Genomic DNA, 22,640 nt, shown 5'->3' with positions numbered 1-22,640 from the left:
GGGACAGGCATGTTTCATCGCTTATGGACATTAATTCGCAAAGAGCTGCAATCGCTACTGCGCGAGCCGCAGACACGCGCAATCCTGATTTTACCGGTGCTGATTCAGGTCATCCTGTTTCCTTTCGCTGCAACACTGGAAGTGACCAACGCCACTATCGCCATCTATAACGAAGACAACGGCAAACATTCGGTGGAGTTAACCCAGCGTTTTTCCCGCGCCAGCGCCTTTACTCATATCCTGCTGCTGAAAAATCCGCAGGAGATCCAGCCCACCATCGACACGCAAAAAGCACTACTGCTGGTGCGTTTTCCGGCCGATTTTTCGCGCAATCTGGATACCTTCCAGCAGGCGCCCATGCAGCTAATCCTCGACGGGCGTAACTCTAACAGCGCGCAGATCGCCGCAAATTATCTGCAGCAGATCGTCAAAGAATACCAGCAGGAGCTGATGGAGGGTAAAGCTAAACCGAACAACAGTGAACTGGTGGTGCGTAACTGGTATAACCCGAATCTGGATTATAAATGGTTCGTGGTGCCGTCACTGATCGCCATGATCACCACTATCGGCGTAATGATCGTCACCTCGCTGTCGGTTGCCCGCGAGCGCGAACAAGGTACGCTGGACCAACTGCTGGTTTCCCCGCTCACCACCTGGCAGATTTTCATCGGTAAAGCGGTGCCTGCGCTGATCGTTGCCACTTTTCAGGCCACCATCGTGCTGGCAATTGGCATCTGGGCGTATCACATCCCCTTTGCCGGTTCGCTGGGGTTGTTCTACTTTACGATGGTGATTTATGGGTTGTCGTTGGTGGGCTTTGGTTTACTGATTTCATCGCTGTGCTCAACACAGCAACAGGCATTTATCGGCGTTTTTGTCTTTATGATGCCCGCAATTTTACTCTCAGGGTATGTCTCTCCGGTCGAAAATATGCCGGTATGGTTGCAGAACCTGACGTGGATAAACCCTATCCGCCATTTCACGGACATCACGAAACAGATTTACCTGAAGGATGCGAGTCTGAAGATTGTCTGGGGAAGTTTGTGGCCGCTTTTGGTTATTGCGGCCACAACCGGTTCAGCGGCGTATGCGATGTTTAGACGCAAAGTGATGTAGTTTCTTGTCTTTCGCCAGCAGTGAGACCACTGCGGGGCCGGCAAGGATAACCAGTCCCGCCAGTGCCAGTAACACGTTATTTTGCAGCACGCGGGACAGCAGCCACAGTACGATCATCGCCGCACCGAAATACCACGTGGTCGTAAGCTCTTCCAGCACATCGGCCACATCGCGCCAGCGCTGCTCATGATGACGCTGTAACGCCAGCATCAGTAAAACTGTTACGCCATAAATGACGCATAATCCCAGACCGACGCGCACCAGCGTGCCACTCATCCAGCCCATTACCAGCAACGCCACTACCAGTAAATGCAACACAATCTGCCAGCAACTAAGACCCGTTGCGACACGAACACGTTGTTGCCACCTCATGGCTTTTCTCCTGAAGGATTTTTAACTAATTATTCAGAGTACCGGACTTTACGGAAAATTCCGTAACACCGCATCCTTTTGTGACGCCGACTACACTATTTAAAAGAAAAATGACGCCGACAGGAGACCCATGACCGAACCAACCGATCGATTTTCATTCAATGTGCTCACTATTAATACGCATAAAGGTTTTACCGCCTTTAACAGACGCTTTATTTTGCCTGAGCTACGTGATGCCGTCAGGACGGTCGGTGCGGATATTGTGTGTCTGCAGGAAGTGATGGGAGCGCACGACATTCACCCGCTGCATGTGGAGAACTGGCCGGATACCACACACTACGAATTTCTGGCTGATACGATGTGGAGCGACTTTGCCTACGGGCGTAATGCCGTTTATCCACAAGGGCATCACGGCAATGCGGTATTGTCACGTTATCCCATCGAACATGATGAAAATCGCGATGTTTCAGTCGGGCGAAGTGAAAAACGCGGCGTGCTTTACTGTCGCATCGTGCCGCCAATGTTACCTCGCCCTATCCATGTGATGTGCGTACATCTTGGGTTACGTGAAGCTCATCGCCAGGCACAGTTGTCAATGCTGGCCGATTGGGTGAATGCCCTGCCCGATGACGAACCTGTCGTCGTCGCCGGGGATTTCAACGACTGGCGGCAAAAGGCTAATCATCCGTTGAAAGCCCAGGCCGGTCTTGAAGAGATTTTTACCCGGGCCCACGGACGACCGGCGCGAACCTTTCCGGTGCATCTGCCGCTACTACGCCTCGACAGGATCTACGTAAAAAATGCCAACGCCAGTACGCCAACTGCGCTGGCGCTCCACAACTGGCGACATTTGTCTGACCATGCCCCCCTCAGCGCGGAGATTCATTTATGAAAAATGGCTGGCGTGAAGGCAATCAAATTCAGCTACTGGAAAATGGCGACCAATACTATCCCGCCGTCTTTGAAGCTATTGAGCAGGCACAACAAAAGATAATCCTTGAGACCTTTATCTGGTTTGAAGATGAAGTCGGAATACGGCTGCATGCTGCGCTGCTGAGAGCCGCTCAACGCGGGATCAAAGCAGAAGTGCTACTGGACGGCTACGGTTCACCAGATCTCAGCGATCGTTTTGTCGACGAATTGACCGCCGCCGGAATTGTTTTTCGTTATTACGATCCGCGCCCTCGCCTGCTGGGCATGCGCACTAACCTGTTTCGGAGGATGCATCGCAAAATAGTCGTGATTGACGATCGCGTCGCCTTCGTCGGCGGAATTAATTATTCCGCCGAACATATGTCTGATTATGGCCCTGAAGCCAAGCAGGATTATGCCGTGCGGGTTGAGGGTCCTATCGTGGTCGATATCCTGACATTTGTACTGGAAAACCTGCCAGGACAAAGCGCCGTACGCCGCTGGTGGCGGCGCCATCATCGGGCGATTGAGAATCGTCAACCTGGCGAAGCGCAGGCGCTATTTGTCTGGCGCGATAACGAAGAACATCGCGATGATATTGAACGTCATTATCTGAAAATGCTGACTCAGGCCAGACGGGAAGTGATCATTGCCAATGCCTATTTCTTCCCAGGTTATCGACTGCTGCATGCGCTGCGCAAAGCTGCACGACGCGGGGTACGGGTGAAGCTTATCGTCCAGGGGGAGCCGGATATGCCGATTGTAAAGGTTGGTGCTCGCCTGCTGTACAACTATCTGGTGAAGGGCGGCGTCCACGTTTATGAATACCGACGCAAACCTCTTCATGGCAAAGTGGCACTGATGGACGATCACTGGGCAACGGTTGGCTCCAGCAATCTCGACCCACTCAGCCTGTCGCTCAACCTGGAAGCAAATATCATTATTCATGACCGCGCCTTTAACCAGACCCTGCGTGACAATCTGGACCCTATTATTGCGCAAGACTGCAAACGCGTTGATGAATCCATGCTTCCAAAACGCACCTGGTGGAATCTGACCAAGAGTGTGATGGCATTCCACTTTTTGCGCCATTTTCCGGCGCTGGTCGGCTGGTTACCCGCACACACTCCGCGCCTTGCCCAGGTTGAGCCGCCTGCCCAGCCCACTATGGAAACACAGGATCGCATTCAGGCAGAAGATGCCGGAGGGAAACCCTGATGGCAAAATCTCATCCGCGTTGGCGGTTAGCGAAAAAAATCCTCACCTGGCTATTTTTTATAGCAGTCATCGTGTTACTGGTTATTTATGCCAGCAAGGTGAACTGGGAAGAGGTGTGGACGGTTATCCGTGATTACAATCGGCTCGCCCTGCTCAGCGCGATTGGACTCGTGATCGTCAGCTATTTGTTCTATGGCTTTTATGACCTGCTTGGACGGTATTATTGCGGGCATAAACTGTCAAAACGCCAGGTGATGCTGGTATCGTTTATCTGTTACGCCTTCAACCTGACATTAAGTACCTGGGTCGGTGGTATTGGGATGCGCTATCGGCTCTACTCGCGCCTTGGATTGCCGGGAAGTACTATCACGCGCATTTTCTCGCTCAGTATTACCACCAACTGGCTGGGCTACATCCTGCTGGGCGGTTTTATTTTTACCTTCGGCGTCGTTCAGTTACCCGCGCATTGGTATATCGATGAGCTTACGCTACGCATTCTGGGCGTGTCGCTGCTGCTGATTATTGTCGTGTATCTGTGGTTTTGCGCATTTGCCAAACATCGCCACATCACGATTAAAGGTCAAAAACTGGTACTTCCATCATGGAAATTCGCCCTTATTCAGATGGCAATATCCAGTACCAACTGGATGGTCATGGGGGCAATTATCTGGCTGCTGTTAGGCCAGGGCGTGGATTATTTCTTTGTACTCGGGGTGCTACTGGTGAGCAGTATTGCCGGGGTGATCGTGCACATTCCTGCGGGGATCGGTGTACTTGAAGCCGTATTTATCGCCTTGCTGGCAGGAGAAGAGACCTCGCAAGGCTTGATCATCGCCGCCCTGCTCGCGTACCGGGTGCTCTACTATTTTATTCCGTTGCTGCTGGCGCTGGTGTGTTATCTGGTACTGGAGAGTCGGGCGAAAAAGCTGCGGGTAAAGAACGAGAAGGCGATGGCAAAATAGCCGTGAGATTTATTGCCGGATAGCATTGTTAACACCGCCATCCGGCAACAGATATTTAACGACGATTGCCGAAAATACGCAGCAGCATCAGGAACAGGTTGATGAAGTCCAGATACAGCGTTAACGCCCCGAGAATCGCGTATTTACGCAGGTTAGAGCTGTCACGCAAGTCGATCTGCTCGCCGATATTTTTCAGCTTTTGCGTGTCATAGGCAGTCAGGCCGACAAACACGATCACTCCAATGTAGGTCACCGCCCACATCAGCGCTTCACTCTTCAGCCAGAAGTTAACCAACGAAGCCAGCACTATGCCGATCAACGCCATAAACAACATATTGCCGAAACCACTGAGATCGCGTTTGGTGGTGTAACCATACAGACTCATGATGCCGAACATTCCGCCGGTAACCACAAAGGTGCTGGCGATAGACGAGTAGGTATAAACGATAAAGATACTCGACAGCGTTAGGCCGGTTAATGCCGAGTAGAGCATGAACAGCGTGGTCGCCATTCCGGCACTGAGCTTTTGCACCATGCCCGAAAGAACAAACACCAGCGCAAGCTGGGCAATAATCAGCCCAAAGAAGGTAATTTTGCTTGAGAAGACAAACATCATTACCGCTGGCGTATTCGCCGCATACCACGCAATAAAGGCCGTCAGTAACAACCCACAGGTCATCCAGCCGTACACCTGCGCCATATACGTTTGCAGACCGGAACGGGCCTGTACAATAGAATCGGATCGTGGGAATCGGTCCATGACAATCTCCTGAATCAGTATGAGCCTACAACAATTGTACTCTACCAGCGTTTTGCTGCTTGTTTATCGCTGTCACGGGCGTCCACCCAACGTTCGCCTTCCGGCGTTGCTTCACGCTTCCAGAACGGCGCGCGAGTCTTCAGATAATCCATAATGAACTGGCCGGCATCAAACGCGCTGCTGCGATGTGCGCTGGTTATGCCGACGAAGACGATTTCATCCCCAGGCCACAGTTCGCCGATGCGATGTATAACCGTTACGCGACCTAACGGCCAGCGTTCACGCGCCTCTTCGACGATTTCTGCCAGCGCTTTCTCGGTCATGCCTGGATAGTGTTCCAGCGTTAACGCCTTTACGCTGTCGCCGAGGTTGTGGTTCCGGACTTTACCGGTGAAAGTGACCACCGCGCCATCTTCGTCGCGCTCTGCCAGCCAGGGATATTCTTCCCCGACGCTAAACGGGGCATGTCCAACAACAATTCGCGTTTCAGCCATCTCAGCCTCCGGTTACCGGCGGGAAGAAGGCGACTTCATCTCCCGCTTTAACGGGATAATCAAAGCTGACCAGCGTCTGGTTAACCGCAGCCAGCAGTTTGCCGTCTTCGAGAGCCAGCGCCCAACGATCGCTTTTGGCGGCCAGATGCTGGCGCAGCGCCTCTACCGTAGGAAATTCTGCTGTGACGTCTAACGCATCCGTGTCCACCAGTTCACGTACCTGGGCAAAGAAAAGAACTTTAATCATGCGCATCCACCTTAAAATCTCCCGACTTGCCGCCGCTTTTCGCCAACAGCCGCACCGGACCAATCACCATATCCTTTTGTACCGCTTTGCACATGTCGTAGATGGTCAACGCAGCCACCGATGCCGCCGTTAAAGCTTCCATTTCGACACCGGTTTTACCCGTCAGACGACACAGCGACTCAATGCGCACACGGTTGTGCTCCGGCTCGGCGCGCAGATTAACTTCAACCTTGCTGAGCATCAGTGGGTGGCACAACGGGATAAGATCCCAGGTGCGTTTGGCCGCCTGGATACCGGCAATTCGGGCCGTAGCGAAAACGTCGCCTTTATGGTGGCTACCGTCGATAATCATTGCCAGAGTTTCGCTGCGCATGGTGACGAATGCTTCAGCACGCGCTTCACGTACGGTTTCCGCTTTGGCGGAGACATCCACCATGTGCGCTTCGCCAGCGGCGTTAATATGAGTCAGTTGCGACATACTTATTTCTTCAAATGTGGGTGGAAATTACACGGACGTGTACGGGCATCAAGCTGCGGCGCAATAATGTTTTCCCAGGCGGTACGACACGCTTTAGTCGAACCCGGCATAGCGAAAATCAGCGTTTTATTGGCGACCCCGGCAATCGCACGGGATTGCAGCGTCGCAGTACCAATCTCTTCAAAAGAGAGCATACGGAACACTTCGCCAAAACCTTCGACTTCTCTGTCAAACAACGGCTGCAGCGCTTCCGGCGCCTGGTCTCCTTCAGTCAACCCCGTGCCACCAGTAATGAGCACTACCTGCACGTCGTCGCTGGCAATCCAGGCAGACACCTGGGCGCGAATAGCGTAACGGTTCTCTTTGACAATTGCCTTATCAACAATCTGATGACCTGCTTCCAGTGCAGAGTCACGCAAATAATGACCTGAAGTGTCGTCTTCTTCACCACGACGGCTGGAAACAGTAAGAATAGCAATGCGTGTCGGGATAAATTCAGCGCTTACCTGACTCATCTTTAATCTCCTTTTTGTAGATTATCCACCGATATATGAGAGGTTCTGGGTTATGCCGGTATTGTTCTGATGCAGGAAGTGGGTTTGCTTTTTCTCTAGCAGCGCGGCAGAGATGCGCTCTTCCAGCGCTTGCTGTTGCGCATCATCCTCCAGCAAATCACGCAGGCTAACGCCGCCTTCACCAAATAAACACAAATGAAGTTTGCCGACAGAAGAAACGCGCAGACGGTTACAGGTGGCGCAGAAGTCTTTTTCATAAGGCATGATCAGGCCGATCTCGCCGGCATAATCAGGATGACAGAAAACCTGCGCCGGACCGTCGCTGCGTTGACGTAGCTGGTGGATCCAGCCGCGACGCAGCAGTTCATCGCGCAGAACCTGCCCGGAGATATGGTGTTTACGAAAGAGAGAACTGCCTTCGCCGGTTTCCATCAGTTCAATAAAGCGCAACTGGATTGGACGCGGCTGGATCCAGGCAAGGAAGGTGTCCAGTTGATGATGGTTCACGTCGCGCATCAGCACGGTGTTCACTTTCACTTTTTCAAAACCGGCATCAAATGCGGCATCAATACCAGCCATTACCTGCTGAAATTTGTCCTGTCCGGTAATGGCGTGAAACTGGCGAGCATCAAGGCTGTCGACGCTGACGTTCAGCGCCGTGAGTCCCGCTTCGCGCCAGGTAGCGGCATCCCGCGCCAGACGGTACCCGTTGGTGGTTACCGCAATCTGACGGATAGCGTCATTTTCACGCACGGCGGCGATGATGTCGGTAAAGTCGCGACGCAAGGACGGTTCGCCTCCCGTCAGACGCACTTTTTCCGTTCCCAGGCTGGCGAACGCACGTGTGACACGACGAATTTCATCAACGGTCAGAAAGCCGTTATTGGTAACGCCGCCGGGCTTATAGCCATCCGGCAGACAGTAGGTGCAACGAAAGTTACACACATCGGTAATCGACAAACGTAAGTAGTAAAACTTACGAGCGAAAGCATCAGTAAGTTGAGAGCCCATGTACACCTTTCCAAATACGGGAGGCGAAGTCATTTCTTCCTGCGCCCTGGTGACAATCTCATATAAGCATTGTCACGGCCAAAGCACCGTATCATTTGACCCAGGTGCAGTGGCTAGAGTGTTTATTGTGGTTATGCCGATACTAGCGTGTAAATGGTAGTTTTGCCATGTACACTTTCGCTGTATAAACATGTATATAACGACATGATCGTGCATTTTCGCTACAGAATAAGTAAAAACCACACTTTTGCATTGATATACATCATCTTGTCGTAAGGTGAGCCTCGTCAGAAAGAGGTAGATCACAGAAAATTTTTTCTCTGAAACCCGCTGGCTAATTGCTGAAAACACGCAATTTACGCTACTGTACGCTGATCAATTGATATCAGGAAAATATATGCGTACTCGCACGCTGGCGGATCTGGATCGCGTTGTCGCTCTCGGCGGAGGGCATGGATTAGGACGCGTTCTCTCTTCACTTTCCCCTTTAGGCTCACGCCTGACGGGCATTGTTACCACCACCGATAATGGCGGTTCCACAGGCCGCATTCGGCGCTCCGAAGGGGGTATTGCCTGGGGAGACATGCGTAATTGCCTGAACCAGTTAATTACCCAGCCAAGCGTCGCATCCGCCATGTTTGAGTATCGTTTTGGCGGTAATGGCGAGCTTTCCGGGCATAACCTCGGAAATCTGATGTTAAAGGCGCTGGATCACCTGAGCGTGCGGCCTCTGGAAGCCATCAATTTAATTCGCAGTCTACTGAAAGTGGATGCGCATTTAATTCCGATGTCAGAGCTGCCGGTGGATCTTATGGCTATCGACGATCAGGGACATGAGGTCTATGGCGAAGTGAATATTGATCAGCTCACTATTCCCCCTCAGGAGTTGATGCTTTCGCCAAAGGTCCCGGCCACGCGGGAAGCGATTGAAGCTATCGCGGAAGCGGATTTGATTCTGATAGGACCGGGCAGCTTTTACACCAGCCTGATGCCGATCCTGCTGCTCGATGAACTGGCGCAGGCATTGCGTCGCACTCCGGCACCGATGGTTTATATTGGCAATCTGGGGCGCGAATTAAGCCTGCCAGCCGCCAGCCTGACGCTCAGAGATAAGCTGGCAATCATCGAACAGTACGTAGGGAAGAAGGTCATTGATGCGGTAATTGTGGGGCCGAAGGTGGATGTTTCAGCCGTTACTGACCGCATTGTGATTCAGGACGTGCTGGAAGCCAGCGATATTCCTTATCGCCACGACCGCCAGTTATTGCACACCGCGCTGGAAAAAGTGGTACAGGCTTTAGGCTGAGCGAATTTGCCTGATGACGCTGACGCTTATCAGGCCTAACCGACCTTGACGTTTGTAGGCCGGATAAGGGGTTTACCCCGCCATCCGGCAACGCGTTAAGACGCCGCAATAAACAGCTCGCGAAGCTGATGCAACTGGTCACGGATCTGCGCTGCCTCTTCGAACTCCAGGTTCTGCGCATGCTGCATCATCAGCCCTTCCAGCTCATGGATTTTCTGCTGCAGCGCCTTCGGCGTCATATCCAGCTCAACTACCTCGGACTTCGCCCCGGCGCGAGACTTCCCTCTGCCTTTGGCTTTTGTTTTGGCAATATTCTGACCCAACGCCAGAATATCGACCACTTTCTTGTTCAGTCCCTGAGGAGTAATACCGTGCTCTTCGTTGTACTGCTGCTGCTTCTCGCGACGACGTTCGGTTTCACTAATCGCCTTCGCCATCGAGGCGGTAATTTTATCGCCGTAGAGGATCGCTTTTCCGTTGATGTTACGTGCCGCACGACCAATGGTCTGGATAAGCGATCGCTCAGAACGCAGGAACCCTTCTTTATCTGCGTCCAGAATCGCCACCAGAGAGACCTCAGGCATGTCCAGGCCCTCACGTAACAGGTTGATGCCGACTAACACGTCAAACTCGCCCAGGCGCAGGTCACGGATGATTTCCATCCGCTCCACGGTGTCGATGTCCGAGTGCAGATAGCGCACTCGCTCGCCGTGCTCTTCGAGGTATTCCGTGAGATCTTCCGCCATCCGTTTGGTCAGCGTCGTGACCAGTACGCGCTCATTAATCGCCGCGCGGATACGAATTTCAGAGAGCAGATCGTCGACCTGCGTCGCTACCGGACGCACCTCAATAACCGGATCCAACAGACCGGTTGGTCGTACGACCTGATCGACCACTTCATCACCGGATTTCTCCAGTTCATAATTACCTGGTGTCGCAGACACATAGATGGTTTGCGGCGCCAGTGCTTCAAACTCTTCAAACTTCAGCGGGCGGTTATCCAGCGCAGACGGCAGACGGAAACCGTACTCGACCAGCGTCTCTTTTCGCGCCCGGTCGCCGCGATACATCCCGCCAATTTGCGGAATGGTGACGTGGGATTCATCCACTACCAACAGACCGTCGGCTGGCAGGTAATCAAACAACGTCGGCGGCGGCTCGCCTGGCCCTCGCCCGGACAAATAACGGGAATAGTTTTCAATGCCAGAGCAGTATCCCAGTTCGTTCATCATTTCCAGATCGAACTGCGTACGCTGGCTTAAGCGCTGTTCTTCCAGTAGTTTGTTGTTCGCCAGCAGGTTTTTACGTCTTTCGGCCAGCTCGACTTTAATGTCTTCCATGGCCTGCACAATGCGTTCGCGAGGCGTCACGTAGTGTGTTTTAGGATAGATGGTGTAGCGCGGGATGGTTGATTCAACCTGCCCGGTCAGCGGGTCAAACAATGACAGACGCTCAACTTCTTCATCAAACAGCTCCACGCGCAGCGCAATATCGTCAGACTCAGCCGGGAAGATGTCGATCACTTCACCGCGCACACGGAAAGTACCGCGCTGGAATGCCTGATCGTTACGGGTATATTGCAACTCCGCCAGACGGCGCAGAATGGCCCGCTGATCGATAATCATCCCCACCGTCAGGTGCAGCATCATTTTCAGATACAAGTCCGGGTCACCCAAACCATAGATCGCGGAAACCGAGGCCACGACCACCACATCCCGACGCTCCAGCAGCGCCTTGGTCGCCGACAGTCGCATCTGCTCAATATGCTCGTTTACCGACGCATCTTTCTCGATAAACGTATCAGAACTCGGCACATACGCTTCCGGCTGATAATAGTCGTAGTAGGAGACAAAATACTCAACCGCATTATCCGGAAAGAACTCTTTCATCTCACCATATAGCTGGGCTGCCAGCGTCTTGTTAGGCGCCAGCACCATTGTGGGACGCTGTAAGTCAGCTATCACGTTGGCAATGGTGAATGTTTTTCCCGACCCCGTTACGCCCAGCAGCGTTTGATGCGCAAGCCCATCCTCCAGCCCTTCTTCCAGGCGACGAATCGCCTCAGGCTGATCGCCAGAGGGTTTAAAAGCGGAATTCAGTTTGAACGGTTTACTCATGAGCAGCTACCTGAAGCAATGGGCGGGCAGGTGTGTAATTTTACTCGCAGTCGTACATTTTGCCAGTAAAATATACTGGATGAAAAAACAGTAACGCGCCAGAATATATCTGTTACGCCATCAGAAAGCCCGTCACTGTGGACGAAAATTTTGGCGCTGACGAGATAAAACACCAGTAAAAATGTGTTATCCCCAGACCAATGACTTTTTTAACATTTGTCAAGCTACCGGATGAAAGTTTTGTGGCAACGCATGACACTTCTGCGACAGCCATTGATTTTATCTAACAATTTGTATTTAAATGACTATTCTCTCGAGACGTCTTTCGCACCAATTTAGTCGCAAGCCGCGTCTTCTCTCGCTTACATTGTGTTTTCTAACTCTAATGCACAAGGTTATCCACAGGAATAGTGGATAACTGCCTCCAGCCCGTACTGACTGCCGCCTGGCGAAAACACATCTATGGTCTTTTCTGGGGTAATAAAAAAAAATTATCGCTAATTTTTGATATTTATCAGCTAACGAAGCGACCTGCAGCAGCCGAGATCTTGCTCGCATTTTCATCATTTTGCTATCTGCACCACCATGACGCTCACAAGCACTGGCAATGTGCACCCTGGTGCCGGAAATCATCTCTGTGCTTTGTCATTTAATGTACGCAAATCGCTTATCACGCTGTTTATCTCCCTGGCTCCTCTTCTGGCAAGAGATTTGCACTTTTCTTCCCACTCCCTGCTCGTGGGGCGGATAACATCATGATGGAGAAAATCTATGCTAAGTCTTCGCGCAGTGAATCACTATTACGGTAATCAGCACACGCTATGGGATGTGGATCTCGACTTGATGCCCGGTAAGTGTACTGGCGTGCTGGGACTGCCAGGTATGGGAAAAACCACACTGGTGAATTGCATCACCGGTAATTTACCTATCGAAAGTGGCACCATGTTCTGGCATCAGGCCGGTGCGCCACCGCGCGATCTGCGTCCAATCCCCGCGGCCAGTCGCATCGCGCTGGGTATTGGCTACGTTTCACAAGAGCGGCGTATTTTTTCGCAACTGACGGTAGAAGAGAATCTGCATATTGCGCGTAAGGCGGTTGGCGAAAGCGAGGCAATGAGCAGCAGCGATATTTACCGCCTCTTCCCACAGTTGTACGTTCTGCGTCGCAGCAAAGGGGCGATACTGTCAGATGACAATCAGTACCAGCTGGCACTCGCCAGCGCTCTGGTTACGCGCCCACGTCTGCTGATCCTCGATGAACCGACGCGGGGGACGGGCCAAGCGTATATCCACAAGCTGGGAAATTTGATCGTGCGGCTGAGCCAGGAGCTGGGCATCGCGATTATGCTTGCGGAGCAAAGCTTGCCATTCATTCGCCGGGTCGCCGACTGCTATTGCCTGTTGCATCGCGGGCGCAATGTCGCACAGGGAGCGATGACACAACTCAACGATCCGCTTCTCAACGACTGGGGGACGCCAGAGATAAAACGCTAAGATCGATATATTGCCCTGTCGATACCCGCAGCGGATCTTCCGCCAGCCATGGGATCTCTCCCAGCAACGGTGCCGGGAGAGAACGCGTCAGCGTCGCCATATATTCAGCGTGACGTTTACCCGGCGGCATCACGTCATTAGCGACCCATCCGGCAAGCGTCAGGCCAGCCTGCAGCACCGCCTGCGCGGTCAGGATGGCGTGGTTGATACAACCAAGCTTCACGCCAACGACCAGAATGACCGGCAATTGCTCCGTTTGAACCCAGTCAGCAAAACTCAGCGTCGGCGAAAGCGGTGTAAACCATCCACCAGCACCTTCCACCAGCACCCAGTCAGCCTGCTCTTCAAGCGCACGTAAACCGGCAGACATCACCGGGGCCAAAATCGGTCTTCCTTCGTCAGCGCTGATAATATGTGGCGAAGTGGGTTCAGCGAAGGTATACGGATTAATATCCACATATTCTATCTCCAGCGTACTGTTGCGCTGCAGCGCCAGAGCATCACTGTTACGCAGGCCATCAGCGGTCATTTCACTCCCCGAAGCCACTGGCTTATACCCGACTGCCCGGTATCCCCTCTCTGCGGCTGCCTGTAACAGTGCGCAGCTGGCGACGGTTTTACCTACCTCGGTGTCCGTCCCGGTGACAAAATACGTTTTAGTCACGTTGAATCACTCCCAAAAAAAGATGATACGTCAGCGGGTATCTCCCCTGCTGACAGGGCCAGGCTAACTGTAACTGGTGTAGCTGTGAGCGGGTCAGCACACGCTGTTCACGACCTTCATGCAAATGCGTTGCTCCGATACCTTTGAGCGAACGCATCGCGCTCAGCGCGTCGTCAAACCATAACGTCACGGCATGGGTGTGGTAGCCAGCATCCCAGCCATGCAGGGCATTTTTAAGTTGCTCCACAGACAAAAAATTATTGGCATGCGCCCGGTTATCTACAGCCTGCCATGCCTGACGCAACTCCGGCATGGAGCCGTGTACCAGCGTACTAAAAGCCACCGTCCCGCCAGGGCGTACAACCCGGTAAAGCTCGCTTAACGCGCTGCGTAAATCACCACACCACTGCACAGCCAGGTTGCTCCAGGCCAGGTCGAAGGTCGCTGTATCCTGCGGAATGGCTTCGATATCCGCCATCAGATAGTGATGGGCAACATTTTGTCGTTGCGCCTCCGCCAGCATCTGAGGCGAAAGATCCAGGGCGGTGACATCACACCCCCGCTCCCGCCAGTAAAGACTCATGCGTCCGGGTCCACAACCGGCGTCCAGTACATGTGCATATTCACGACCCGCCAGTAGCGCCAGTAACGCATCAGCGCTCTGGCGCTGTAACCCGGCGTGTTGTTCATAATAGGTAGCAGCACGTCCGAACGCAGCCGCAATGGCTTGCTTATTAACCAGCGCCATGCATTACCTCCAGCAAACGATCGATATCCTGGATTTCATGTGCCTGCGTCAGCGTCAGTCGCAGTCTGGCTGTACCGGCGGGTACGGTGGGAGGACGGATTGCTGTCACCCAACATCCCTGCTGGCGCAGGGCATCGGCCAGCCGTAAGGCTTTATGGTTATCACCAACGATTAGCGGCTGAATGGCGCTGTCTGAATTCACCAGTTTTAAATCTGGGGTATCCACTCCTGCCCGAAAACGTTGAATTAGCATCGCCAGCTTTGCTCTCCGCTCATCACCTTCACGACTGCGGATCACTGCCAGCGCAGCACGCAACGCCTGAGCTTGAGCCGGAGGCATACTGGTGCTGTAGATCAAATGACGGGCAAACTGCAGCAGATAATCGGCTACACTGTCAGAGCAGAGGATTGCCGCACCGCCGACGCCAAACCCTTTCCCGAACGTCACTACCAACAGCTCAGGCTTAACCTGATGCCGCCAACACGAACCGCGCCCTTCTTCACCGGTCACGCCAATGCCGTGCGCATCATCCACCAACAGCCAGCCATTATGCTGTTGCGCCGCCGCGTGGATTTCCGCCAGTGGTGCACTGTCACCATCCATGCTGAACACACCTTCAGTCACCACCAGTTGCTGCCCCGGACAGGGGGTAGCCAGCAGGCGGGCCAGATGCTGCGGATCGTTATGGCTAAAACGGCGCAACACTGCCGGGCTCAGGCTTGCGGCCTCCAACAGTGAAGCATGACTGAGGCGATCGGCGACGATACGATCGTTTTTTTCCATCAGTGCGGTAATGACTGCCTGATTGGCGGCAAAACCGGAGATAAATAACAGCGCACGTGAATAGCCCAGCCACTGCGCCAGCTCCTCTTCCAGTGCCTGATGCGCGATGGAATAGCCGCTTACGTGACCTGAGCCACCGCTGCCAACGCCAAAGCGTTCTGCACCCTGCTGCCACGCGCACACAATCTGCGGATGGTGGCTTAAACCGAGATAATCATTACTGGAGAAATTCAGATACTGGCGACCATCGGCCTGTAGCCAGCGTCCTGCCCCCTGCGTCACCGCATAACGGCGGCGCAGGGCATCGGCAGAACGACGCACCGCCAGCGCATCGTCTATTTTTTGCTGCCAGGTCATACTGTCGCCGCATTGTAGTAATCATCAGTGTCCGGCGTACGCAGAGCCTGCTCCAGACGCTGTTGCTGTTCGTTATCACCCGCCAGTACCGCCGTTTGCTGCGGGTTTAGCCCCAGCTTGCGGAACAGCAGCAGATCTTTATCTTCGTTCGGGTTCGGCGTGGTCAACAGTTTGCAGCCGTAGAAAATAGAGTTGGCCCCGGCCATAAAACACATCGCCTGAGTTTGCTCATTCATCTGCTCGCGGCCAGCGGAAAGACGCACGTACGAGGTCGGCATCATGATCCGCGCTACAGCGATAGTGCGGATAAAATCAAATGCATCCACATCGTCGTTATCCGCCAGTGGAGTACCTTTCACCTTCACCAGCATGTTGATGGGCACGCTTTCCGGCGGCGTGGGAAGATTCGCCAGTTGCAGCAACAACCCGGCGCGATCGGTGACCGTTTCACCTAACCCGACGATACCGCCTGAGCAGACTTTGATCCCGGCCTCACGCACTTTATCCAGCGTATCAAGACGTTCCTGATAGGAACGAGTCGTGATGATATTGCCGTAGAATTCTGGCGAAGTGTCGAGGTTGTGGTTGTAGTAATCCAGACCCGCACGGGCAAGACGTTGGGCCTGCGTTTCATCCAGCGTCCCCAGCGTCATACAGGCTTCCAGTCCCAGTTCTTTCACGCCCTGTACCATCCGCTCCAGATAAGGCATATCGCGCTCGTGCGGATTCTTCCATGCCGCCCCCATGCAGAAACGTGTTGAACCCGCTTGCTTGGCTTTACGCGCAGAGTCCAGTACCTGCTCAACTTCCATCAATCGTTCTGTTTCCAGACCGGTTTTATAGCGGGAACTTTGTGGGCAGTATTTACAGTCTTCCGGGCAGGCACCGGTTTTAATCGACAGCAGTGTACTCACCTGTACCTGCCGCGGGTCAAAATGTTGACGGTGGATCTGTTGCGCCTCGAACAGCAGATCCAGCAGGGGTTTTTCAAATAATTCGGTGACTTGCGACATTGTCCAGCGAGAAGAGTGAGCCATATTGGTGTACGTTTCGTTGTTAGTTTGGTGTAGACTTGTAAACCTAAATCTTTTTAATTTGGTTTACAAGTCGATTATGACAACTGACGATATTGCCTTTGACCAACGCCATATCTGGCACCCTTACACCTCCATGACCTCCCCGTTACCGGTGTATCCGGTAGCGCGTGCCGAAGGTTGCGAACTGATTTTATCCAGCGGTGAGAGACTGATTGACGGCATGTCATCCTGGTGGTCAGCAATCCACGGTTACAACCACCCGCAGTTGAACGCCGCAATGAAAACGCAGATCGATGACATGTCACATGTGATGTTTGGCGGCATTACCCATGCCCCTGCCATTTCGCTGTGCCGCCAGTTGGTCGCCATGACGCCAGAGGCACTGGAATGCGTTTTCCTCGCGGATTCAGGCTCTGTTGCCGTCGAAGTGGCAATGAAAATGGCGCTGCAATACTGGCAGGCAAAAGGCGAATCTCGCCAGCGTTTCCTGACATTTCGTAACGGCTATCACGGAGACACCTTCGGCGCGATGTCGGTCTGCGATCCCGACAACTCAATGCACAGCCTGTGGAAAGGGTATCTGCCGGAAAACCTCTTCGCTCCAGCCCCGCAGAGTCGGATGGACGGCGAATGGAATGAGCTGGACATCGTGCCCTTTGCCCGTTTGATGGCCGCGCATCGCCATGAGATTGCAGCCATTATCCTGGAGCCGATTGTGCAGGGTGCAGGCGGCATGCGCATGTACCATCCTGAATGGTTAAAACGCATTCGCAGGATGTGCGACCGCGAAGGGATCCTGCTGATTGCCGATGAAATCGCCACCGGGTTTGGCCGTACCGGGAAGCTGTTTGCCTGTGAACACGCCAACATTGCGCCGGATATTTTGTGCCTTGGTAAAGCATTAACCGGCGGGACGATGACACTTTCCGCCACCCTGACCACCCGTCAGGTCGCGGAAACCATCAGCAACGGCGAGGCTGGCTGCTTTATGCACGGCCCGACCTTTATGGGTAACCCGCTGGCCTGCGCCGTCGCCTCCGCCAGTTTGTCTCTGCTGGAAACTGGCGAGTGGCGTGCACAGGTCGCAGCTATTGAAGAACAATTGCGCAGCGAACTGGCACCTGCGGCTGATTCCGCATATGTTGCCGATGTACGCGTACTCGGCGCCATCGGTGTGATAGAAACCACGCATCCGGTGAATATGGCGGCGTTACAAAAGTTCTTCGTTGAACAAGGCGTGTGGATCCGGCCGTTTGGCAAACTCATCTACCTGATGCCGCCGTACATTATCCAGCCAGATCAACTGCGTCGCCTGACGCAGGTCGTGAACGATGCTGTGCGCAATGAAACATTTTTTAGCCAATAATCGGCGGTAAGTTATGAGGTTTCTGGCTACACTTTTTGGCTAACGAGAGGAGTCAGCATGAAACTAATGAGTAACGATCTGCGCGACGGGGAGAAGCTCCCGCATCGCCATGTATTTAACGGTATGGGGTATGACGGAGATAATATCTCCCCGCATCTGCTATGGGATGATGTACCTGCCGGGACCAAAAGCTTTGTCGTGACCTGTTACGATCCTGATGCGCCAACCGGCTCCGGCTGGTGGCACTGGGTGGTAGTCAACCTGCCTGCAGATACCCGTGTGCTGACACAAGGATTCGGCTCCGGTCTGGTTGCGCTGCCGGAGGGAGTCATTCAGACACGCACGGATTTTGGTAAAGCGGGCTATGGCGGCGCGGCGCCACCAAAAGGAGAAACGCATCGTTATATCTTTACGGTTCATGCGCTGGATGTGGAGCGTCTTGATGTTGATGAGGGCGCCAGCGGAGCGATGGTCGGATTTAACGTCCATTTCCACTCGCTCGCCAGCGCGTCAATCACCGCACTGTTCAGTTAATCTCTGAGCCGGATAAGCGTCAGCGCCATCCGGCATTTTCTTACAGAAACTCGGGCACCAGCTTCAGCAAGGTTCCCTGCGCTAACAACTCGGTCGCGCACTCAATATCCGGGGCGAAAAAACGGTCCTGTGTATAGTGTGAAACCTGTCCACGCAATGCCTGACGCGCCTGTTCCAGCAGCGGGCTTGAGGTCAGTCCTTCTCGTAAATCGATTCCCTGACAGGCCGCCAGCCACTCCACGGCAATCACCCCGCGCGTATTGGCCGCCATCTCCCACAGTCGACGACCGGCCGCAGGCGCCATTGACACATGGTCTTCCTGGTTAGCCGAGGTCGGCAAACTGTCTACGCTGTGCGGGTGCGCCAGTGCTTTGTTCTCGCTGGCAAGCGCGGCGGCTGTGACCTGAGCAATCATAAAGCCGGAGTTGACCCCGCCGTTTTTGACCAGGAAAGGCGGTAACTGTGACATGTGCTTATCCATCATCAACGCAATACGTCGCTCTGATAACGCACCTATTTCCGCAATCGCCAGCGCCAGATTATCCGCCGCCATCGCCACCGGTTCTGCATGGAAGTTGCCACCAGAAATAACATCGCCCTCTTCGGCAAACACCAGCGGGTTATCTGAAACTGCATTGGCTTCCACCAGCAGCACCTCCATGACCTGGCGCATTTGCGTCAGGCACGCCCCCATCACCTGCGGCTGACAGCGCAAAGAATATGGATCCTGCACTTTTTCGCAGTTATGGTGCGACTGCGAAAGCGCTGTGGAATCGGTCAGCACGTGGCGATAAAGAGAGGCGGCATCAATTTGTCCACGCTGTCCCCGGGCGGCATGAATACGGGCATCAAACGGACGTCGGGAGCCCAGCACCGCTTCGGTGGTCAGCGCCCCGCATACTGTCGCCGAGGCAAACAGTTCCTGCGCTTCAATCAACCCGCGCAGAGCAAAAGCCGTGGATGCCTGTGTACCATTCAGCAACGCCAGTCCTTCCTTCGCCTCCAGCGTGATCGGCTCCAGCCCGGCCTTCTTCAGCGCTTCTGCGGCCGGAAGCCATTCTCCCCGCCAGCGTGCCTTACCCTCACCCAACAAGGTGAGCGACATATGCGCCAGCGGAGCCAGATCGCCCGATGCCCCGACCGAGCCTTTCGCCGGGATCAACGGGTAAACCTCCGCATTCACCAGTGCAATCAGCGCTTCAATCACGCTCAGGCGAATACCGGAGAAACCGCGCGCCAGACTGTTGATTTTCAGCACCATGATCAGACGCACCATCGCATCATCCAGCGGTTCACCGACGCCCGCCGCATGAGAAAGCACCAGCGAACGCTGGAGATTTTGCAAATCTTCAGTGGCAATACGGGTCTGGGCCAGCAGGCCAAAACCCGTATTGATGCCGTAAGCCGTGCGGCCTTCGGCAACAATCTTATTGACGCAGTCCACACTGGCATTAATGGCGTCAACCGCGCTGGTATCCAGTCTCAACTGTACCGGCTGCTGCCAGATATCGCGCAACTGCGCAAAGCTCAGATGGCCCGGCGTTAAGGTAATGGTATTCATATCAGCGTTTCCCCTGCGTTGCGGCAACCATCGGCAAGTTCAGCCCTTCTTCGACAGCACATTCCACAGCAATGTCATACCCGGCATCGGCATGACGCATCACGCCCGTCGCCGGATCGTTATGTAATACCCGGGCGATACGTGCGGCGGCTTCATCAGTACCATCGCAGACAATCACCATCCCGGCATGCTGGGAGAAGCCCATTCCTACCCCGCCGCCATGGTGCAGTGATACCCAGGTCGCACCGCTGGCAGTATTAAGGAGCGCGTTCAGCAGCGGCCAGTCGGACACGGCGTCTGAACCGTCACGCATGGATTCGGTTTCACGGTTAGGGCTGGCAACCGATCCAGAATCCAGGTGATCGCGACCAATGACGATAGGTGCGGAAACTTCACCACTACGCACCATCTCGTTAAACGCCAGACCCAGCTTTTGTCGCCACTCCAGCCCTACCCAACAGATACGCGCAGGTAACCCCTGGAAATTAATCCGCTCACGCGCCATATCCAGCCAGTGATGGAGATGCTTATCGTCGGCCACGATCTCTTTTACTTTGGCATCGGTCTTATAAATATCCTGCGGATCGCCGGAAAGCGCCACCCAGCGGAACGGGCCAATGCCGCGACAGAACAACGGCCGAATGTAGGCCGGCACAAATCCAGGGAAATCAAAGGCATTTTCCACACCCATCTCTTTTGCCATCTGACGAATGTTATTGCCGTAGTCAAATGTCGGAACGCCCAGTTTGCTAAAGGCCAGCATCGCCTGCACATGCGTCGCCATCGAACGTTTCGCTGCCTGAACCGTACCCTGCGGATCGGATATTGCTTTCGCCTGATACTCTTCCCAGCTCCAGCCGGACGGCAAATAACCGTGCAGCGGGTCATGGGCGCTGGTCTGGTCGGTAACCATATCCGGACGCACACCACGCTTGACCAGTTCAGGCACAATGTCAGCGGCGTTGGCACACAGCGCAATGGAAACCGCTTTCCCCGCGCGGGTGTATTTTTCGATACGCTCCAGTGCGTCATCAAGCGAAGTAGCCTGCTCATCCACATAGCGGGTACGCAGACGGAAGTCGATACGGCTTTGCTGACATTCAATGTTCAGCGAACAGGCGCCCGCCAGGGTTGCGGCCAACGGTTGCGCCCCGCCCATCCCCCCCAATCCGGCGGTCAGCACCCAGCGTCCGCTCAGGTTGCCTTGATAATGCTGACGTCCTGCTTCGACGAAGGTCTCATAGGTTCCCTGCACGATGCCCTGACTGCCAATGTAGATCCAGCTCCCGGCAGTCATCTGGCCGTACATCGCCAGCCCTTTCGCGTCTAGTTCGTTAAAGTGTTCCCAGGTCGCCCAGTGCGGGACCAGATTGGAGTTGGCGATTAAGACCCGTGGTGCATTGTCATGGGTTTTGAACACGCCGACCGGTTTACCGGACTGCACTAACAAAGTTTCGTCGGCTTCCAGTCCGGTCAGCGCCTTGATGATGGCGTCATAACATTCCCAGTCACGCGCGGCGCGACCAATCCCGCCGTAAACCACCAGCTCGTGGGGATTTTCCGCCACCTCGGGATCAAGGTTATTCATTAACATGCGCAGCGGCGCTTCGGTCAACCAGCTTTTGGCTGTTAAGTTCGTGCCTCTTGGGGCCCGAATATCCTGCTGACGATACTTGCTTTGGGGCATGGTAAAACACTCCTCACGAACGATCGGACAGATAAGTAACATATACTTGTCTATACAAGTTGTCGCAAGGCTGCATTTAACAATTGAGATACATTTTTGTTATATTGCGTCAGCAATCACGGTTTTTGCGTCCTCGTATCAGGACATAAAACGTCCCTGCAGACGGTAGCGGGAACCCGGAAAGAGCAAGTGGGCATGGGAGACAATATGTGACGCCGACCAGGTCCGGCGACGAATTAGCAGACAGGGATCGTGTTCTTTAATGTTCAGTAGCGCACACTCTTCTGCACTGGCTCGCACGGCTTCCACAATATGCTCACCTTCTGTCAGCGGCGCAATCAGCGACAAGTAAGCGTGCGGCGTAGTCTGGCTGTAATCCTGCGTCAGGTATTCCGGCACAATTTCTGCATTCACACAGCGATCTTCAATCTGCACCGGCTGATCGTTTTCATAGTGCACCATGATGGAGTGAAAAATGGACGTGCCCTCTGCAACGTTCAACGCCGTAGCCTGCAGAGCACTTGCCTGAGTTCTTTCCAGCGTCAAAACCTCGCACCGGTGCTGATGCTGCCGGGCAATGATTTCATCCGCGATACTGCGAATTTCGAACAGCGCAGACTGACCTTTTGGCTCGGCGACAAATGTCCCGACCCCCTGCAAGCGCACCAACAATCCTTCATCCGTTAGCTCACGCAGCGCCCGGTTAATGGTCATTCGACTAAAACCATACTGCGCCACCAGTTCCGCTTCCGACGGGATACGGTCGTGCGCTTGCCAGATGCCACTGGCAATTTTGTCGCTGATCTCCTGTTTGACCTTTTCGTAAAAAGGGGCCGGAGCTGAACGGTTGCGGGATGGGAGCATGCGTAAGCCTTCCTTAAGCAGAGAGTTTTAATTGCC

At 54.0% G+C, this 22,640-nt stretch carries 23 protein-coding genes and 1 riboswitch; of the genes, 8 read left to right on the top strand and 15 right to left on the bottom strand.

Annotated elements, in window-relative coordinates:
* The first annotated feature begins 9 nt into the window (after positions 1 to 9).
* The gene (locus AACS05_RS06895) at positions 10 to 1,116 is read left to right on the top strand and encodes an ABC transporter permease (protein ID WP_045441168.1); all 1,107 of its coding nucleotides are present in this window, start codon (positions 10 to 12) and stop codon (positions 1,114 to 1,116) included.
* Here the strand turns inward: AACS05_RS06895 and AACS05_RS06890 are convergent.
* Positions 1,078 to 1,488 carry a YbhQ family protein gene (locus AACS05_RS06890; protein WP_045441167.1) on the bottom strand — a complete coding sequence of 137 codons (411 nt, stop codon included), beginning with the start codon at positions 1,486 to 1,488 and terminating at the stop codon, positions 1,078 to 1,080. The genes AACS05_RS06895 and AACS05_RS06890 overlap by 39 nt on opposite strands.
* 130 nt (positions 1,489 to 1,618) lie before the next feature.
* On the opposite strand from AACS05_RS06890, the gene AACS05_RS06885 reads away from it, so the two are divergent.
* Genes AACS05_RS06885 through AACS05_RS06875 form a run of 3 tightly spaced genes read left to right on the top strand, consistent with a single transcriptional unit; the run spans position 1,619 to position 4,580 of the window.
* Positions 1,619 to 2,380, top strand: coding sequence for an endonuclease/exonuclease/phosphatase family protein (locus AACS05_RS06885; protein ID WP_045441166.1), 762 nt, complete (start codon positions 1,619 to 1,621; stop codon positions 2,378 to 2,380).
* Positions 2,377 to 3,618 (top strand): cardiolipin synthase ClsB, encoded by a 1,242-nt coding sequence (gene clsB, locus AACS05_RS06880; protein ID WP_045441165.1) that lies wholly within the window; start codon positions 2,377 to 2,379, stop codon positions 3,616 to 3,618. Before AACS05_RS06885 ends, clsB begins: the two co-directional genes overlap by 4 nt.
* Positions 3,618 to 4,580: a lysylphosphatidylglycerol synthase domain-containing protein gene (locus tag AACS05_RS06875; RefSeq protein ID WP_045441164.1), complete on the top strand. Its 963-nt coding sequence runs from the start codon at positions 3,618 to 3,620 to the stop codon at positions 4,578 to 4,580. Before clsB ends, AACS05_RS06875 begins: the two co-directional genes overlap by 1 nt.
* A 55-nt stretch (positions 4,581 to 4,635) precedes the next feature.
* On the opposite strand, the gene AACS05_RS06870 is transcribed toward AACS05_RS06875, so the two are convergent.
* From AACS05_RS06870 to moaA, 6 genes are all read right to left on the bottom strand, one after another.
* Positions 4,636 to 5,340 carry a Bax inhibitor-1/YccA family protein gene (locus AACS05_RS06870; RefSeq protein ID WP_040230421.1) on the bottom strand — a complete coding sequence of 235 codons (705 nt, stop codon included), beginning with the start codon at positions 5,338 to 5,340 and terminating at the stop codon, positions 4,636 to 4,638.
* Positions 5,341 to 5,381: 41 nt separating this feature from the next.
* Positions 5,382 to 5,834, bottom strand: a complete 453-nt coding sequence (gene moaE, locus AACS05_RS06865) for a molybdopterin synthase catalytic subunit MoaE (protein ID WP_045441163.1) — start codon at positions 5,832 to 5,834, stop codon at positions 5,382 to 5,384.
* A 1-nt stretch (position 5,835) separates the two neighbouring features.
* Complete coding sequence (moaD, locus tag AACS05_RS06860; RefSeq protein WP_045441162.1) at positions 5,836 to 6,081, bottom strand: molybdopterin synthase sulfur carrier subunit; 246 nt, start codon at positions 6,079 to 6,081, stop codon at positions 5,836 to 5,838.
* Entirely contained in the window at positions 6,074 to 6,559 is a 486-nt protein-coding gene (gene moaC / locus AACS05_RS06855) for a cyclic pyranopterin monophosphate synthase MoaC (RefSeq protein ID WP_045441161.1), read from the bottom strand. Before moaC ends, moaD begins: the two co-directional genes overlap by 8 nt.
* Positions 6,560 to 6,561: 2 nt before the next feature.
* A complete protein-coding gene (moaB, locus tag AACS05_RS06850) occupies positions 6,562 to 7,074 on the bottom strand; it encodes a molybdenum cofactor biosynthesis protein B (protein WP_045441160.1) in 513 nt (170 codons plus the stop codon).
* 21 nt (positions 7,075 to 7,095) lie between these two features.
* The gene (gene moaA / locus AACS05_RS06845) at positions 7,096 to 8,085 is read right to left on the bottom strand and encodes a GTP 3',8-cyclase MoaA (protein ID WP_045441159.1); all 990 of its coding nucleotides are present in this window, start codon (positions 8,083 to 8,085) and stop codon (positions 7,096 to 7,098) included.
* A riboswitch (molybdenum cofactor riboswitch) is annotated at positions 8,073 to 8,218 on the bottom strand. It overlaps the preceding gene by 13 nt.
* Positions 8,219 to 8,482: 264 nt before the next feature.
* Here moaA and yvcK point away from each other — a divergent pair.
* Positions 8,483 to 9,391 carry a uridine diphosphate-N-acetylglucosamine-binding protein YvcK gene (yvcK, locus tag AACS05_RS06840; protein ID WP_045441158.1) on the top strand — a complete coding sequence of 303 codons (909 nt, stop codon included), beginning with the start codon at positions 8,483 to 8,485 and terminating at the stop codon, positions 9,389 to 9,391.
* Positions 9,392 to 9,486: 95 nt separating this feature from the next.
* On the opposite strand, the gene uvrB is transcribed toward yvcK, so the two are convergent.
* A complete protein-coding gene (uvrB, locus tag AACS05_RS06835) occupies positions 9,487 to 11,508 on the bottom strand; it encodes an excinuclease ABC subunit UvrB (protein ID WP_045441157.1) in 2,022 nt (673 codons plus the stop codon).
* A 771-nt stretch (positions 11,509 to 12,279) separates the two neighbouring features.
* Between uvrB and AACS05_RS06830 the strand changes: the two genes are divergently transcribed.
* Positions 12,280 to 13,002: an ABC transporter ATP-binding protein gene (locus tag AACS05_RS06830; protein ID WP_045441156.1), complete on the top strand. Its 723-nt coding sequence runs from the start codon at positions 12,280 to 12,282 to the stop codon at positions 13,000 to 13,002.
* Here the strand turns inward: AACS05_RS06830 and bioD are convergent.
* The 4 genes from bioD to bioB are packed head-to-tail and all read right to left on the bottom strand — an operon-like array spanning position 12,968 to position 16,592.
* Positions 12,968 to 13,666 (bottom strand): dethiobiotin synthase, encoded by a 699-nt coding sequence (bioD, locus tag AACS05_RS06825; RefSeq protein WP_045441155.1) that lies wholly within the window; start codon positions 13,664 to 13,666, stop codon positions 12,968 to 12,970. The two genes, AACS05_RS06830 and bioD, sit on opposite strands and share 35 nt — an antisense overlap.
* Positions 13,659 to 14,414 (bottom strand): malonyl-ACP O-methyltransferase BioC, encoded by a 756-nt coding sequence (gene bioC / locus AACS05_RS06820; RefSeq protein WP_045441154.1) that lies wholly within the window; start codon positions 14,412 to 14,414, stop codon positions 13,659 to 13,661. The genes bioD and bioC overlap by 8 nt, the downstream gene beginning before the upstream one ends.
* The gene (bioF, locus tag AACS05_RS06815) at positions 14,401 to 15,555 is read right to left on the bottom strand and encodes an 8-amino-7-oxononanoate synthase (RefSeq protein WP_045441153.1); all 1,155 of its coding nucleotides are present in this window, start codon (positions 15,553 to 15,555) and stop codon (positions 14,401 to 14,403) included. Before bioF ends, bioC begins: the two co-directional genes overlap by 14 nt.
* Positions 15,552 to 16,592, bottom strand: coding sequence for a biotin synthase BioB (gene bioB, locus AACS05_RS06810; RefSeq protein ID WP_045441152.1), 1,041 nt, complete (start codon positions 16,590 to 16,592; stop codon positions 15,552 to 15,554). Before bioB ends, bioF begins: the two co-directional genes overlap by 4 nt.
* 76 nt (positions 16,593 to 16,668) lie before the next feature.
* Between bioB and bioA the strand changes: the two genes are divergently transcribed.
* Positions 16,669 to 17,958: an adenosylmethionine--8-amino-7-oxononanoate transaminase gene (bioA, locus tag AACS05_RS06805; protein ID WP_045441151.1), complete on the top strand. Its 1,290-nt coding sequence runs from the start codon at positions 16,669 to 16,671 to the stop codon at positions 17,956 to 17,958.
* 57 nt (positions 17,959 to 18,015) lie between these two features.
* Entirely contained in the window at positions 18,016 to 18,492 is a 477-nt protein-coding gene (locus AACS05_RS06800) for a kinase inhibitor (RefSeq protein ID WP_045441150.1), read from the top strand.
* A gap of 40 nt (positions 18,493 to 18,532) precedes the next feature.
* Here AACS05_RS06800 and hutH read toward each other — a convergent pair whose 3' ends face one another.
* The 3 genes from hutH to AACS05_RS06785 form a co-directional block, all read right to left on the bottom strand.
* Positions 18,533 to 20,053, bottom strand: a complete 1,521-nt coding sequence (gene hutH, locus AACS05_RS06795) for a histidine ammonia-lyase (protein WP_045441149.1) — start codon at positions 20,051 to 20,053, stop codon at positions 18,533 to 18,535.
* Between the two features lies 1 nt (position 20,054).
* Entirely contained in the window at positions 20,055 to 21,740 is a 1,686-nt protein-coding gene (gene hutU / locus AACS05_RS06790; RefSeq protein ID WP_045441148.1) for a urocanate hydratase, read from the bottom strand.
* 138 nt (positions 21,741 to 21,878) lie between these two features.
* Positions 21,879 to 22,604: a histidine utilization repressor gene (locus AACS05_RS06785; protein ID WP_045441147.1), complete on the bottom strand. Its 726-nt coding sequence runs from the start codon at positions 22,602 to 22,604 to the stop codon at positions 21,879 to 21,881.
* Between the last annotated feature and the right edge of the window lie 36 nt (positions 22,605 to 22,640).

The sequence above is a fragment of the Citrobacter sp. S-77 genome (assembly GCF_963864895.1).
GTDB lineage: Bacteria > Pseudomonadota > Gammaproteobacteria > Enterobacterales > Enterobacteriaceae > Citrobacter > Citrobacter murliniae.
Note: the sequence above shows the minus strand (reverse complement) of the source record. Positions and strands in the feature narration are given on the sequence as shown.